Raw genomic sequence first — 13,531 nt, 5'->3', positions numbered from 1 at the left:
GCTCCTCTGGTTCTCGTCGTGACGGCCTGCGCCCACTACGGGCGAGGCGTGATCCGGTTTCCCGGCGGCGCACGGAGCGCCGTGTCATCTCAGAGCCGCCGCGGCGCCGCAATGGCTCCCGGGCAGGCGGCGCGCGCGGCTCATCGCGCCGCGCTGCCCGCCGGCGCCGCGGCTGCGGCCGGCGCCGGGGTCGCGGCGCCGGCGGTCGCGGTGAGCTCGAGCGACACCATCGCCTCCTTGGCGACCTTGGGCGCCAGCACCTCGAGCGTCTTCTGGGCGAGCTTGCCGAACGCCTCGCGCGGCCGGACGTCGTGCTCGGCCAGCCCGACCGAGAACGGCTTCGCGGTCTTCACGGTGACGCCGGCGGGCCTGTCGCCCTCGTACCGGAACGTGGCGATGAGCTCCACGGTCTTCGGGGTCTGCCGCTGGTGCAGCAGGAGGTCGCCCGACGCGGTGAGGGTCACCGTCCGCTCCGCGCCGGACAGCTTCGAGAGGTCCTTCTCGCCGGAGGTCGAGATCGACCGGATCGCGAACTGGGCCTTGGCGTTCTTCTCGCGGACGTCGTCGGGCGTGTCCTTGGAGATCTCGAGCCAGGTGCGCGCGTGCTCGTTCTGCACGTCGCTCTTCTTCTCCTCGCCGGGCTTGCCGTCGTCGCCCACGGCGGTCTGGAAGAGCTCGAGCGTGGAGAGGTCGACCGTGATGAGGCCCGTGGTCTTCGTGATGTCGGCGGGATCGACCTGCAACGTCCCCCCGGCGGCGCCCTCGATCCGCCCGCGGATCTTCTCTCGCGGCGCATCCATCGCGAGCTCGACCTTGCTGCCCGCCCGGTCGATCGCGAAGGCCGCCGCGGCGGGCGCCTTCGCTTCCGGGGCCTTGAGCTCGGTCGCGGCGGGCGCGAGGGGCTGCGGCTCTCCCTGGCAGGCGGTCGCGCCGGGCGCGGCGGCCGCGAGCACGACGAGGAGCAGTGTCCTAGTCCGTATCGTCTTCACGCTCGTCTCCTGGGTCTCATGGGGTTGGTGCTCGCGGCCGCGATCGCGTGGCGCTCTCCACTGGAGCAGGAAGGTCGGAGGGCGGGAAGGGCGATCGGAGCTGCCCTGTCTGCCCGCCCGTTCGCTCGATGTCATCGTCGACCCGAGCGATGCCGTGGCCGCGGGCGGCGTCCGATCCCGGCGAGCGGTGGCTCGGCGCGCCTCGCTCGATGCTGCGTACGGGTCTACGTGCGAGCGGCGGCGCGGTTTCGGCGGTGGATGCGGCCGTGAGGCGGCGTCCGCGCGGGCGGGCGTGCGGCGCGGGCGAGGGCGTCGGACCCGGGTTGCACAGCCGCGCGTGGCCTGCGGTGTGCACGCGGCGGCGTCGGAGGCGGAACCGGTCCAGCCGGGGGGAGGCGGAGCCGGGGCCATCCGGGGGGAGAACTGCAATGAGCACGCGACGATTCGCGGCGTCGGCCATGGTTGCCGCCGCCATGATGGCGCTCGCTGGCGCGGCGGAGGCGCAGGGCGCGGCGCGACAGGACCAGCGCGACCGGCCGGCGGGCAACGTCCCTCCGGCGGATCAGCCGCTGATCCGGCGCATCCCCGAGCCCACGATCGCGGTCGAGGGCGGCTTCGGCATGCTGGGCTACCTGGGAGGGACGGCGGGGGTCGGGCCCACCTGGAACGTGCGCGTGACCGGGAGCATGTCGCCGCGCGTGGCCGTCGAGGGCAACTACATCGGCTCGGTGAACCAGCGCGCGACGCTGGGCCGGTCGCTGGTGCTGACGTCGCTCGACGCGGGGCTGCGTTACAACGTCTTGCGGGCCGACGAGGCGATCGTGCAGCCGTTCGTGGTCGCGGGGCTGGGTTACGCCGGCTGGGCGGGCGAGGGGGGTGATGCGTTCGCGCTGACGGTGCCGGTCACCGTGGGGGTGGAGCGGCTGGTCACGCGCAACGTCAAGGTGGGCGCCCGGCTCAACTTCCGCCCGGCGTTCTTCGACGACCTGACCGTCCGGGGCGCTGCGACCCAGACGGGCGGCGACAGCTGGGCGCTGCTCGCGCACGGCGGCGGCGCGTTCTGACCGGGGTTGAGGCGGGCGGCCCGACCCAGGTTGAGGCGGCCCGACCCAGGTTGAGGCGCGTGGCCCGGCCCGGGTTGAGGCGGCCCGACCTGGGTTGAGGCGGCCCGACCCAGGTTGAGGCGGCCCGACCCAGGTTGAGGCGGCCCGACCTGAGGCGGCCCGACCCAGGTTGAGGCGGCCCGACCCAGGTTGAGGCGCCCGACCCAGGTTGAGGCGCCCGACCCAGGTTGAGGCGCGCCGTCCGACCGGGGCCTCTGGCCGCCGAGGCAAAAGCGCCGGACGACCTCGTTCCGTGGAGTAGTCTGCCGGGCGCGCTGGTCGGCGACCTGCCTTCCGGTCCCCGACCCAGCCTCACCCACGGAGAACGACGGCATGAACATGCGCAGCTGCTCGCCCCGCCGGGGCCTGCTCTTCTTCTTCACGGGGCTCGCGCTCGCCGGGAGCGCCGCCTGCACGCCCCGGCAGCAGGCCACCCAGGGGACGTCGACGACGGCGACCGGCCCGACCCCGGAGCGCGACTGCTCGGTCGGTCCGCTCCTGGATTGCCCCGAGGGCCAGCTCGACGGCTGCGCCAACGGGACCACCTCGGTGCACCGGTGCGTGGAGGCGGGCCCCGGGAAGTGCCTCGACATCCGGGCTGCGCTCGTGAAGTGCCAGGAGGACGAGATCCTGACCCACGACGGCTGCCCCGAGCCCGCCTACATGCAGCGGTGCGCGCCCAGGCCGACGCAGCAGCAGCAGCCGTGACCCGGCGGCCCGCCGGGGAGCTCCGCGGGCCGTGTCATCGACGAATACTCCCGTAACTACGAAGGCTTACGCCCCGATCTCCCCGCGGGGAGCTTCGTGTCCGAGATCACCGGCCCCCCCTCGTACGAGCCGGCGCCGCCCTCGCTGCCCCAGGTCTCGACCTCGCCGGGGGGCGCGTCCTCTCGCTCGCCGGACGACGTGATCGGCCCGCGGACCCCGGGGACGTCCGCCTGCGGGTGGGGCAGCTTCTCCTCGCTCACCTCGCGCTCGGGCCGCGGGGCGCCCAGCTGGTCGTGCGTTGTCTCGTCTCCCATGTTTCCTCCTTCCGGAGGCCTCTGGGGCCGGCGCGCTCGATCGTCCACTCCCTCCCGGGGCGGCCGCCCCGGCGCTCGCCGCCGGCTTACCCCTCGGCGTTCCCGACGGGGATCGTGAACCGGAACGTGGTCCCCACGCCCACGCGGCTCTCCACCTGGATGGTCCCCCCGTGCGCGACCACGAGCTCCCGGGCGATGGCCAGCCCGAGCCCCGTGCCCTTGTAGCCGTTCCGCTGGCCGCGCCAGAACCGCTCGAACAGGTAGGGCAGCTCGTCCTCCGGGATCCCCGGCCCCGTGTCCGCCACCGAGAAGACGACGTGCTCCTCCCGGTGCTCGCACCGCACCGTGACCGACCCCTGGGCGCCCGTCACCTTGAGCGCGTTGCTCAGGAGATTCGAGAGCACCTGGAGCACGCGATCGCGATCGCACACGACGAGCGGGACGTCCTCGGCCGGCGTCACGCCCAGGTGGATCCCCTTCTCCTGGGCCTGCGACTCGAACGTCTCGACCGCCTCCCGGCCGATCTCCCGCGGGTCCTGCGGCTGCCGGCGCAGCGCCAGCCGGCCGGCGCGCAGGCTCGCGAAGTCGAGCAGGTCGTGGAGCAGCCGGTCCATCCGGTGCGCCGACCGCTGGATCGCCTGGATCGCCTTCGCGTCCCCTTTTTCCCCCCGCGCCGCCGCGCGCTTGGTCATCACGGCGGCCGCCGTGATGATCGCGCTCAGCGGGTTCCGGAGGTCGTGGGACACCGTGGCGAGCACGTTGTCCCGGAGCTCGATCGCGCGCTGCGCGGCCTCGTAGAGCCGCGCGTTGTCCGCGGCGAGCGCCGCCCGCTGCGCCAGATCGTGCGCGACCGCCAGGTCCGCCTCGTCGTAGACCCGCCCGGACTCCGCGGTCGCCAGGGTGATACAGCCGAACGTGCGCCCCCGCGCCACCATCGGCACCACCATCGCCGACGTGATCCCGAGCGCGCGGACGAGCCGGCGGAAGGCGGCGTGCTCGCCGAGCGAGGCGAGCAGCGGGTGCGACAGGTCCCGGACGAGCTCCGGGCGCTCGGTGCAGAGGACCTGCTCCATCAGCGCCGCCAGCGCCGGGGGCGGCTCCATCTCGCGGAAGAGCGCGCGCGCCCTCTTCACGGTCTCCGGGTCCGCGTGCGTCAGCGTGACCCGCCGCGCCGCTTCGAACTCCGGGAGCGTCTGGATGACGCACCAGTCCGCGAGCTCGGGCACCGTGAGGCGGCCGAGCCGGTCGAGCGTGCCCTGGAGATCCAGGCTGTCGCTCAGGGCGGCGCTCGCGGCCGCGAGGAAGCGCTGCCCCTGCTCGGCGCGCGTGCGCTCGGTGATGTCGAAGAAGGTGACGATGCCCGCCGAGACGCGCCCGTCCGGATCCCGCACCGGCGATGAGCGCACGAGGATGCGCCCCCACGTGCCGTCGCCGCGGAGAATGTCGATCTCCTCGTCGTCCACGACCTCGCCCGTCGTGACGGTGCGCGACAGCGGCCACTCCCATGTCTCGTACGGCTTGCCCGACCGCGGGTGGAAGCCGCGGCCGGTGTAGCCCTCGATGCTCTGGATGCCCTCGAACGACTGCCGGAAGATCTCCGTGGCCTGCCGGTTCGTGAGCAGGACGCGCCCCGTCTGCCGCTCGCCGATGATGAGCCCCGCCGGCATCTGCTCGACCACGGTCGCGAGCAGCGCGCGGGCGTCGTCCGCCTGGTGCCGCGACGCGCGCTCCTTCGCGACGAGCTGCGCCTGCACGATGATCCCGGTCGCCCGGCTGGTCATCGTGCGGAGCATCAGCATGTCCTCGTCGGAGAAGTCCTCGGCGTTGCGGGAGCCGAGGATCGCGACGCCGATCGCGTGCCCCTCGTGGAGCAGCGGCACGCCGTAGACGGCGCGCAGCCCCCTCGACCGGATCTCGCGCGCGGTCGCGGGCAGGGCCGGGAGCGCGGCGTCGAGCGAGGTGGGCCCGCGCAGCGCGAGCACCGCGCGGGCGAACTCCCGCGTCGCCTCGAGCGGCGGGCCGAGCAGCGGCCCATCGTCGAGGCCGGCCGTCGCGTGCACCTCGAGGCCGTCCCCGAGCAGGACGATCGCCACGTCCACGGCGGCCGCCGCCTCCCGCGTCGCGCGGATGAGCGCCTTCAGGAAGGTGTCCAGGTCGCTGCTGCCGAGGGCGGCCGCCGAGATCGTGTCGAGCGCCTGGAGCAGGCGCACGCGCGCCTCCTGGTAATGCGACACGGCGCCCGCGATCGCCTCGTCGATCGCCGCGTTCAGCCGGATGAGCTCGCGCCCGCCGTCCCCGCCGCCGTCGCGCTCCCAGAGCTCCAGGATCACGGCGCGGAGCGCCGCGTACTCCATCACCACGTCGGAGAGGTCGTACCCGTGGGCCAGCCGGTTCAGCGCGTGATACCCGGGCATGCCGCGGAGCCTCCGGTCGACCGCGGCCTCCGCGCCCTCGCTCCCGGTGGCCTCGGCGATGTACGCGAGGACGCTCGGGATATGGTCGGTCAGCAACGCATCCGACAGCCGCCGCGCCGGGCTCAGCGATTGGACCCGCTGCTTCCACTTCTCCAGGACCGCGTCGTGATGGCGCTGGATGAAGTCGGAGAGCCGCTTTGGGTCCGGTCTACCGAGCTGCTCCATCGAGGTCCTTACGATAGCGCGAAACCTTGAGCATGTGTTCACCTCGCGCCCCGCCCCGCGCCGCGTGGAATCGAGCTGGCGGGCGGGAGTCGCTCCCGGGCGGAGCCCGCGCCGCGGCGTGGAGCCGCGCCCTCAGCTCCGGATGCCTGGCGCCTCGTGTCCGCTCTGGGCGACATACTCCAGGTATCCGCCGCCGTAGACGCGCGGCCCGTCGGGCAGGAGCTCGAGGACGCGGTTCGACAGCGCGGCGAGGAAGCGGCGATCGTGCGAGACGAACAGCATGGTGCCCTCGAACGAGGAGAGCGCCTCGACGAGCATCTCCTTGGTCGCCATATCGAGGTGGTTGGTCGGCTCGTCGAGCACCAGGAAATTCGGCGGATCGTAGAGCATGATCGCGAGCACGAGGCGGGCCTTCTCGCCGCCGGACAGCACGCGACACGGCTTGTCGATGTCGTCGCCGGAGAAGCCGAATGCGCCGGCGAGCGTGCGGAGCGAGCCGATGGAGGCCTGAGGGAAGGCAGCGACGATGGACTCCCAGACGGAGCGGATCGGGTCGAGGAGCTCCATCGCGTGCTGCGCGAAGTACCCCAGCTTGACGCTCGCGCCGACGCTCACCTGGCCGGCGTCCGGCGCGGAGGCCCCGGCGATGAGCTTGAGGAGCGTGGACTTGCCGGCGCCGTTCACGCCCATGACGCACCAGCGCTCGCGGCGGCGGATCAGGAGGTCGAACCCGTCGTAGATGGGGCGGCCGCCGAACGCCTTCTTGACCCCGTCGAGCCGCGCCACGTCGTCGCCGGAGCGCGGGGCCGGCTTGAACTCGAAGCGGATGGTCCTCCGGCGCTTCGGCGGCTCGACCTTGTCGATCTTCTCGAGCTTCTTCACGCGCGACTGGACCTGCGCCGCCTTGGCGGCCTGCGCCTTGAAGCGCTCGATGAAGCGCATCTCCTTCGCGAGCATCGCCTGCTGGCGCTCGTATTGCGCCTCGGCCTGCTGCTCGTTGATGGCGCGCTGCTGCTCGTAGAACTCGTAATTGCCCGAGTAGCTGGTGAGCTCGCCGCCGTCGATCTCGATGATCTTGGTGACGATGCGGTTCATGAACTCGCGATCGTGCGAGGTCATGACGAGCGCCCCTGGATACTGCTTCAGGTACCCTTCGAGCCAGATGATCGACTCGATGTCGAGGTGGTTGGTCGGCTCGTCGAGCAGGAGCGCGTCGGGCCGCATGAGGAGGATGCGCGCGAGCGCGACGCGCATCTTCCAGCCGCCGGAGAGGGCGCCCACGTCGCCATCCATCATGGCCTGGCTGAAGCCGAGGCCGGCGAGGATCTCGCGCGCCTTGGCGTCGAGCGCGTAGCCGCCGAGCTCTTCGTAGCGGGCCTGCGCCTGGCCGAAGCGCTCGATCAGGCTTTCCATCTCGTCCATGCGCTCGGGGTCGGCGAGCGCGGCCTCGAGCTCGCGGAGCTCCGCCGCGACGACGGAGACCGGGCCGGCGCCGTCCATGGTCTCGGCGACGGCGCTCCTGCCCTTCATCTCGCCGACATCCTGGCTGAAGTAGCCGATGGTGACGCCGCGGTCGATCGCGACCTGGCCGCCGTCGGGCGCCTCTTCCTTGGTGATCATCCGGAAGATCGTCGTCTTGCCGGAGCCGTTCGGCCCCACCAGGCCGACCTTCTCGCCGCGGTTCACCGCCGCGGAGGCCTCGAGGAAGAGGATCTGCTTACCGTGCTGCTTGCTGATGGAATCGAGGCGGATCACGAGGGGCGCTGCCGCGGGGAGGCGGCTCCTTTCCGCGCACGTATACCAGACGGCCCGTCGCGCGACGTGGCAATTTTTCCGCCGCAAGGTGGTGACCACACCGGCGGCTGGCCTGTGATAAATCCACGTCGTTGCGCACCTTGGGATGGAGAACTTTGCTTATGAGAGCTCGATTTTCTCTGCTGGTATGCGGAATCTTGGCTGCGGCCGCGAGCGGCTGTGGTGACGGCGCCGATTCTCCCGGATTTTCCTCGGAAGGGGGCGGCGATCCGGGCGGCTCCACCGGGGGCCAGGTCGCCACGAGCGGCAGCGGCAGCGGCAGCGGCAGCGGCAGCGGCAGCGGCAGCGGCAGCGGTGGCGCGGGCGCGAGCGGCGCGACGAGCGGCGCGACGAGCGGCGCGACGAGCGGCGCGACGACGGCGAGCGGGTCAGGCGGCGCGGGCGGCGGCGGGTCCGGGGGGGGCGGGCTCGGCGCGGGGGGCGGCGGGAGCGGCGGCGGTGGCGGCGGCGGCGGCCCGGGGATCTGCCCGGGAGGGCCGTATGCGGCCGATCCGCTGCCCGCGAACCGCAGGGCGGAGCGGGTGCGCGGCGGGTTCGACTACGTCGAGGGGCCGGTCTGGGTTGCCGAGCTCGGCGCGCTGTTCTTCTCGGACATTCACCGCTTCCAGCAGAACCAGCCGCCGCTCAACGGCCCGCCGGCGACCCTGCACCGGTTCACGCCTCCGGGCTCGTTCGAGGTGTTCATCGAGAACAGCTCGACGAACGGCCTCGCCCTGTCCACGGACGGGGAGCTGATCGCGTGCACCCACGACACGCGCGACATCTCCGCCTTCAACCTCGGCACGAAGGCGCGGCGCCCTGTGGCCGAGCTCTACGGGGGCAAGCGGTTCAACTCGCCGAACGACGTCGCCGTGCGGGCCGACGGCAACATCTATTTCAGCGATCCGGAGTTCCAGCTCACCGGCTGGCCGGAGCTGCCGACGGCGGTGTACCGCGTGTCGCCGTCCGGCGAGGTGAGCGTCGTGGGCACGATGAACGAGCCGAACGGCGTCGCGCTCTCGCCCGACGAGCGCGTCCTCTATGCCACCGAGTTCAGCATCGGCCGGATCCGGCGATATCCGCTGGACGAAGGCGGCGCGCCCGGCCCCTCCTCCGATTTCGCCTCGAACCTCGAGAAGGCCGACGGCATGGGCGTCGACTGCGCGGGCAACCTCTACGTCGGGTGGAGGGGCGGCGTCGAGGTCCTCGCGCCGAACGGCGCCAGGCTCGGCACGATCGAGGGGATGATCGAGGCGTCGAACGTCGCGTTCGGCGGGGCCGATCGGAAGACGCTCTACATCACGGCGGGCGACTCGCTCTATTCGATAGCGATGAACATCCCCGGGTATCCCGACTGAAGGCGTGGCCCGCCGGGCGGCTCCATCCGATTCGACGCCAGGGCGCAGGGCGCAAGGCAGCGGAGAGGGAGCGGCGGGCCTTGCCACTCGGCGCGTGCGAGGGCAAAAGGCCCGCATGAGCAAGGTCCAGATCCTCTCGTATTCCGGGTGCAGCACCTGCAAGAAGGCCTTGAAGTGGCTCGGCGAGCGCGGCGTCGACGTCGCCGTGCGGCCCATCGTCGACGAGCCGCCGACGGCCGAGGAGCTCGCCCGGTGGATCCCGGCCAGCGGGCTCCCGGTGCGCCGGTGGCTCAACACGAGCGGGCAGAGCTACCGCGCCCTCGGCAAGGCGCGGGTGGACGCCGCGAGCGACGCGGAGGTCGCGCGGTGGCTCACCGAGGACGGGAAGCTCGTCAAGCGGCCCGTGCTGGTGAAGGGGAGCCGGGTGCTGGTGGGCTTTCGCGAGGACGACTACGCCGCGCTGTTCGGCTGAGGCCGCCGGTGCTCTTCGTCGATCCGGGGCAGGCGTTCGGCGTCTGGATCGACGACGTCGCCTTTTGCCGGCAGGCGCAGGGAGGGCGCTTCAGGGCGCCGAGGTGAAGCGGCCCTGCCGGACCTGGCTCAGCTCGAACGAGCTCTCCGGGTCCAGGGTCTTGTCCGTCGTGCCGCCGCGCGTGCGGCTGATCACGACGTCCACATCGCAGCTCTCGGGCTCCTGCGAGCTCGTCGCCTCCAGCTCATCCGCGCCGATGGTGTACGTCCCGGGATCGCCCCCGACATCGAACGTCTTGGAGAAGATGCATCTGCCGTCCACGCGGATTACCATGTCGTCGCCCGACCCGCTCGGCGCCCACGTGATCGTGAGGTCCTCGCCGCGCGGGACCGGATCCTTGGGCAGCGCCTCGAGGTCGAACGGGTCGGGGAGCGTCCCGGCGTTGTTCGGCGCGTCGTCGTCGTCCTCGCGGTCCAGCCGCACCGTGAACTCGGTGCCTCCCTCCCCGATGTCGAAGTGGGCCACGTAGACGCCGGAGCTCTCGGAGGACATCTCGACCTCCTCGCCGTCCGCCGTCGCGGAGATCCGGTCTCCCGCGCTCAGGATGACGTAGGTGTTGCTCTCGTCGCCGCCCGCCTTGAGCGTGGCCTTCACGCTCGTCGACGACGCGCTCTCGGCGGTCGCCTCCAGCGTCGCCGAGATCCCTCCGGTGCGGATCTGCTTCGAGTCGAGCGTCTCCGTGCAGCCCGCGAGCAGCCCGGAGGCCGCGAGCCCGAACATGGCCATCGTGGTCTTCGTGATCATGAATTGCCCTTTCCTCATCGCCATACCTTCCCGCCCGGGCGCGCCGGCCTGTAGTTTTTTATCGATGCTACACCGAATCGTGTCCATCGTGTCCACCGACGAGGCGCACGTTGTCGACGAATCGGGGAGATCCCGACGTGGATTCACCTGCATCGACGCCGCAACCTGGGTGCAGGCTGGGTGCCAGGCGACGTGAGCCCGCCGGCGGCGGCGTGGCGCGCCGACGCGCGCAGCGCGATGGGCGCCGCGGGCGAGCTGCGTTAGGGGCGCGTTGCGCCGGCGGCGGCGGGCGCGGGCGGGCTCACCACCGGCTCTGGACCGCGACGCCGCCGCCGCTCGGCCCGGCGAGCAGCGACCAGCTGACCGTCCCGGCCTGCGGGCGGGGCGCGGCGCTGGCTTGCGGGCCGGACGGGGAAGGCTCCGTCAGGAAGAGCAGCACCGCCGCGCCCGCGAGCGCCGCCCCGGCGCTGAAGCCGATCGTGCTCACGGTCCCCAGGTCCTTCGCGCGGTCGCCGGCGGCCTTCGCGACGGGGGTGTCGCATTCCGCCACGCCGGGGCCGACGTCCTTGCACTCCTTGTCCGCGCGGCTGCTCTCGTTGAGCGCCATCCACCCGGTCACCGAGCCGACGATCAGCCCGCTCACGGCGAGCCCGCCCGCCATGTACGCCAGGACGCGCTGGCCGCTGGGCCCGGACGACCGCGGGGCCCCCGCGGCGCCCTTCGCGCCGTTCACGGGCGGCACGCCGAGCGGGTCGGGCGGCCGAGCCGCCGGCTTGTCGGGCGGAGGCTCCTCGCGGGGGAGCTTCACCTCGAGCGCGATCGTCTTCGTGTCGGACCTGTCGATCGTGAACCGCACCTCGTGCAGCGGTCCCCCCGGCGCCCTCGTCGTCACGACGTGCTCTCCCGGGTTGACGGGGAGCGGGATGTCCAGGGAAGGCCGCTCGAGGGTGATGCCGTCGCGCTGCACGACCGTGCCCGCGGGCGCGTCGTCCGGCAGCGACAGCGTGAGTTGCGGCACGAGCGGCGCGAGCGTGTCGCGTTGCTCGATCGCGACCTTGTAGCGCTCGAGCTGCTGGAGCTTCTCGGCCTCCGACATGCGGGAATACAGCGCCAGAAAGTCGTTGTAGCGCGCAACGGCGGTGGCGATGCGCCCCCACTGGGCCTCGCACTCGGCGAGCGTGAACAGCCGACCTGCGCGAGGATCGAGCCGATAGCTCTCGGCGAGGGCAGGGCAGCCCGCCGAATGCCGTCCCGCCAGCATGTCCGCGAGACCGCGGTTGAAGAGCGACTCGGCCACGGCGACGGTGTCGGGTTGCGCGCTCGCCGGAGCGGTGAGAGCGATGCTCAGCAATCCGCTCACTAGAGGCGCAGACCAGGCGAAGCGCATCGGTGGATGCATGAGATACCATTCCTGCTATCGCCGCAGGCAAGAAAACAGCGCTCCGCCGTCGCCGCGTCAGCGCGGGCGCTGCGTCAGTCCGCCGAGTAGAGCGATTCCCGGGGCTTGGCCGAGGAGGACGCCGGCGGCGTCGGCGCGCGCCCCGCGCTGGAAGGCGGCGCTGCGCTGGACGACGTCGCTGCGCTGGAAGGTGGCGCTGCGCTGGAAGGCGGCGCTGCGCTGGACGGTGGCGCTGCGCTGGACGGCGTCGCTGCGCTGGACGGCGTCGCTGCGCTGGACGGCGTCGCTGCGCTGGACGGCGCCGTGCCGCGAGGGTGCGGCGCCACGCGAGGCGGCGGCATCGCGTCGTTCGCGCTCGCGGACGCTGCCGCGGGGACCGGCGCCAGGTCGACGTCCTCGCGCGGCGCGGGCGTCGCGGCCGCAGGCGCCGCGAGGTCGGGCGGTCCGGAGGGCCCGGAGGCCTCGGGGAGAGCGGGCACCGGCACGGTCGATGGGAAGGGCGGCGTGGAGATCGGCGGGGCGGGGGCCGCCCGGGCCGTCGGCGCGTCCGCCGCGTTGCCCGGAGCGAAGCGCGCGCCCCCGCCCAGCGAGGCAAAGGCGATGGCGCCGCCGCCGATCAGGGCGACGGCCGCGATCGCGACCGTGGACCAGCTCCGCGGCGAGGTGGCGGCGACCCTCGTCTCCACGCCCGTGCTGGAGGACTGGGCGGCCGCCGGCACCGACGAAGCGCGCGCCTGGTAGGCGCGCGGGAGCGGCGTCTGGTGGGCGCGCGGGAGCGGCATCTCCACCACGGACAGGCGCGACGACTTCGCCGGCGCGGGCGCGATGTCGAAGATCTCGGCGAGCGCCTCGACCGCGGCGGACGCGGTCGGAAAGCGCTCCTCGGGGTCGTGCGCCGTCGCCTTCGCGAACCACGCGTCGAAGGCCGGGGGCAGCTCCACCCCATCGGCCGCCGCGCGCGCACACGCGGGCTCCTGCGGGCCGTACATCGCGATCACCGCGAACGCGAGCGTGTTGCTGAACTCCCGCATGTCGTTGAGCCAGTAGGCCTTGCCGACGAGGAGCGTGTACGCGATCATGCCGAGCGCGAAGAGGTCGACGGCCTTCGAGATGGACCCGCCGCTGAACTGCTCAGGCGCCATGTAGAGCGGCGTCCCGAGGGCCGCGGTCGTCGCCGAGTCGAGCGCGGTCTCCGCGACGAGCTTGGCAATGCCGAAATCGAGCACCTTGATGCGGAACTCGTCGTCGTCGCCGACCGCCGCCAGGAACAGGTTCGCCGGCTTGAGATCGCGGTGGACGACCCCGGCGGCGTGCGTCTTGTCGAGGGCGATCGCCGTCTGGCGCAGGTAGGCGACCGCCTCTTCCGGCGACAGGCGCCCGGTGCGGCGGATGCGCTTGCTGAGCTCCTCGCCGCGGAGCAGCTCCATGACCAGGAACGGCATGCCGGTCTCCGGGTCGATCCCGGCGTCGAACACCTCGACGATGTGCTCGGTGGCGATGCGGGCGGCGACGCGCGCCTCGAGCTTGAACCGGGCGTGGAACTCGAGGTTCTCGGCGAGGTGCGGGTGCATCACCTTGAGCGCCCGCCGGCGCTCCGTCTCGATGTGCACGACCTCGTAGACCGCGCCCATGGCTCCGGTCGCGATGCAGCGCACGACGCGGTACCTACCTGCGAACAGCCTCCCCTCGATGAAGTTCAGCGACATGGATTCACCGCGTCGATCGAGCTTACACCATGAGGTCGGACGGCTGCATCCAGGAACTTACCGTCGCAGGTCCGCCTACAGCGCTCGCCCGGTGTAGGCTGCGCTGGCGCGATCCGTGTGGTTTGTTCGGTGATTCGCCGTGATTCGCCGTGATTCGCCGTGTTGGGCCGCTTGACCAGCTCGATCGTCGGCATGGCAGCGCTCCATGCCCTCCAGCTCAGTTACGATGTCGTGGAAGAATTCGA

11 protein-coding genes are annotated in these 13,531 nt (G+C 72.4%); 4 read left to right on the top strand and 7 right to left on the bottom strand.

Features of this window, described 5'->3' with window-relative positions:
• Positions 1-140: 140 nt before the first annotated feature.
• Positions 141-989, bottom strand: a complete 849-nt coding sequence (locus tag WMF26_RS36160) for a hypothetical protein (protein ID WP_437996432.1) — start codon at positions 987-989, stop codon at positions 141-143.
• 428 nt (positions 990-1,417) lie between these two features.
• On the opposite strand from WMF26_RS36160, the gene WMF26_RS36155 reads away from it, so the two are divergent.
• Together WMF26_RS36155 and WMF26_RS36150 are read left to right on the top strand one after the other, a co-directional pair.
• The gene (locus WMF26_RS36155) at positions 1,418-2,053 is read left to right on the top strand and encodes a hypothetical protein (protein WP_437996431.1); all 636 of its coding nucleotides are present in this window, start codon (positions 1,418-1,420) and stop codon (positions 2,051-2,053) included.
• A 372-nt stretch (positions 2,054-2,425) separates the two neighbouring features.
• Entirely contained in the window at positions 2,426-2,800 is a 375-nt protein-coding gene (locus WMF26_RS36150) for a hypothetical protein (RefSeq protein WP_437996430.1), read from the top strand.
• Positions 2,801-2,856: 56 nt separating this feature from the next.
• Here the strand turns inward: WMF26_RS36150 and WMF26_RS36145 are convergent, their stop codons facing one another.
• The 3 genes from WMF26_RS36145 to abc-f all read right to left on the bottom strand — a co-directional run bounded on the left by WMF26_RS36145 (position 2,857) and on the right by abc-f (position 7,508).
• Positions 2,857-3,114 (bottom strand): hypothetical protein, encoded by a 258-nt coding sequence (locus WMF26_RS36145; RefSeq protein WP_437567637.1) that lies wholly within the window; start codon positions 3,112-3,114, stop codon positions 2,857-2,859.
• 86 nt (positions 3,115-3,200) lie between these two features.
• Positions 3,201-5,753: an ATP-binding protein gene (locus tag WMF26_RS36140; RefSeq protein WP_437996429.1), complete on the bottom strand. Its 2,553-nt coding sequence runs from the start codon at positions 5,751-5,753 to the stop codon at positions 3,201-3,203.
• Positions 5,754-5,885: 132 nt separating this feature from the next.
• Entirely contained in the window at positions 5,886-7,508 is a 1,623-nt protein-coding gene (gene abc-f, locus WMF26_RS36135; protein ID WP_437996428.1) for a ribosomal protection-like ABC-F family protein, read from the bottom strand.
• Positions 7,509-7,705: 197 nt separating this feature from the next.
• On the opposite strand from abc-f, the gene WMF26_RS36130 reads away from it, so the two are divergent.
• A complete protein-coding gene (locus tag WMF26_RS36130; RefSeq protein WP_437996427.1) occupies positions 7,706-8,905 on the top strand; it encodes an SMP-30/gluconolactonase/LRE family protein in 1,200 nt (399 codons plus the stop codon).
• 115 nt (positions 8,906-9,020) lie between these two features.
• Positions 9,021-9,377, top strand: a complete 357-nt coding sequence (locus tag WMF26_RS36125; protein ID WP_020739063.1) for an arsenate reductase family protein — start codon at positions 9,021-9,023, stop codon at positions 9,375-9,377.
• Between the two features lie 90 nt (positions 9,378-9,467).
• Here WMF26_RS36125 and WMF26_RS36120 read toward each other — a convergent pair whose 3' ends face one another.
• The 3 genes from WMF26_RS36120 to WMF26_RS36110 form a co-directional block, all read right to left on the bottom strand.
• Positions 9,468-10,181 (bottom strand): hypothetical protein, encoded by a 714-nt coding sequence (locus WMF26_RS36120; RefSeq protein ID WP_437996426.1) that lies wholly within the window; start codon positions 10,179-10,181, stop codon positions 9,468-9,470.
• 301 nt (positions 10,182-10,482) lie between these two features.
• Positions 10,483-11,541, bottom strand: a complete 1,059-nt coding sequence (locus WMF26_RS36115) for a hypothetical protein (protein ID WP_438002474.1) — start codon at positions 11,539-11,541, stop codon at positions 10,483-10,485.
• 113 nt (positions 11,542-11,654) lie between these two features.
• Complete coding sequence (locus tag WMF26_RS36110) at positions 11,655-13,286, bottom strand: serine/threonine-protein kinase (RefSeq protein ID WP_437996425.1); 1,632 nt, start codon at positions 13,284-13,286, stop codon at positions 11,655-11,657.
• Positions 13,287-13,531: the final 245 nt, after the last annotated feature.

This window comes from Sorangium sp. So ce185 (assembly GCF_051526825.1).
Taxonomy (GTDB): Bacteria; Myxococcota_A; Polyangia; order Polyangiales; family Polyangiaceae; genus Sorangium; species Sorangium cellulosum_D.
The sequence above is the reverse complement of the archived record's forward strand: the minus strand, read 5'-3'. Positions and strand labels throughout refer to the sequence as shown.

Excerpts from the sequence above, each read along its gene's own strand:
- WMF26_RS36145 (WP_437567637.1), bottom strand. The coding sequence starts at position 3,114 with ATGGGAGACGAGACAACGCACGACCAGCTGGGCGCCCCGCGGCCCGAG.
- WMF26_RS36150 (WP_437996430.1), top strand. The coding sequence starts at position 2,426 with ATGAACATGCGCAGCTGCTCGCCCCGCCGGGGCCTGCTCTTCTTCTTC.
- WMF26_RS36120 (WP_437996426.1), bottom strand. The coding sequence starts at position 10,181 with ATGATCACGAAGACCACGATGGCCATGTTCGGGCTCGCGGCCTCCGGG.
- WMF26_RS36110 (WP_437996425.1), bottom strand. The coding sequence starts at position 13,286 with ATGTCGCTGAACTTCATCGAGGGGAGGCTGTTCGCAGGTAGGTACCGC.
- WMF26_RS36155 (WP_437996431.1), top strand. The coding sequence starts at position 1,418 with ATGAGCACGCGACGATTCGCGGCGTCGGCCATGGTTGCCGCCGCCATG.
- WMF26_RS36140 (WP_437996429.1), bottom strand. The coding sequence starts at position 5,753 with ATGGAGCAGCTCGGTAGACCGGACCCAAAGCGGCTCTCCGACTTCATC.
- WMF26_RS36125 (WP_020739063.1), top strand. The coding sequence starts at position 9,021 with ATGAGCAAGGTCCAGATCCTCTCGTATTCCGGGTGCAGCACCTGCAAG.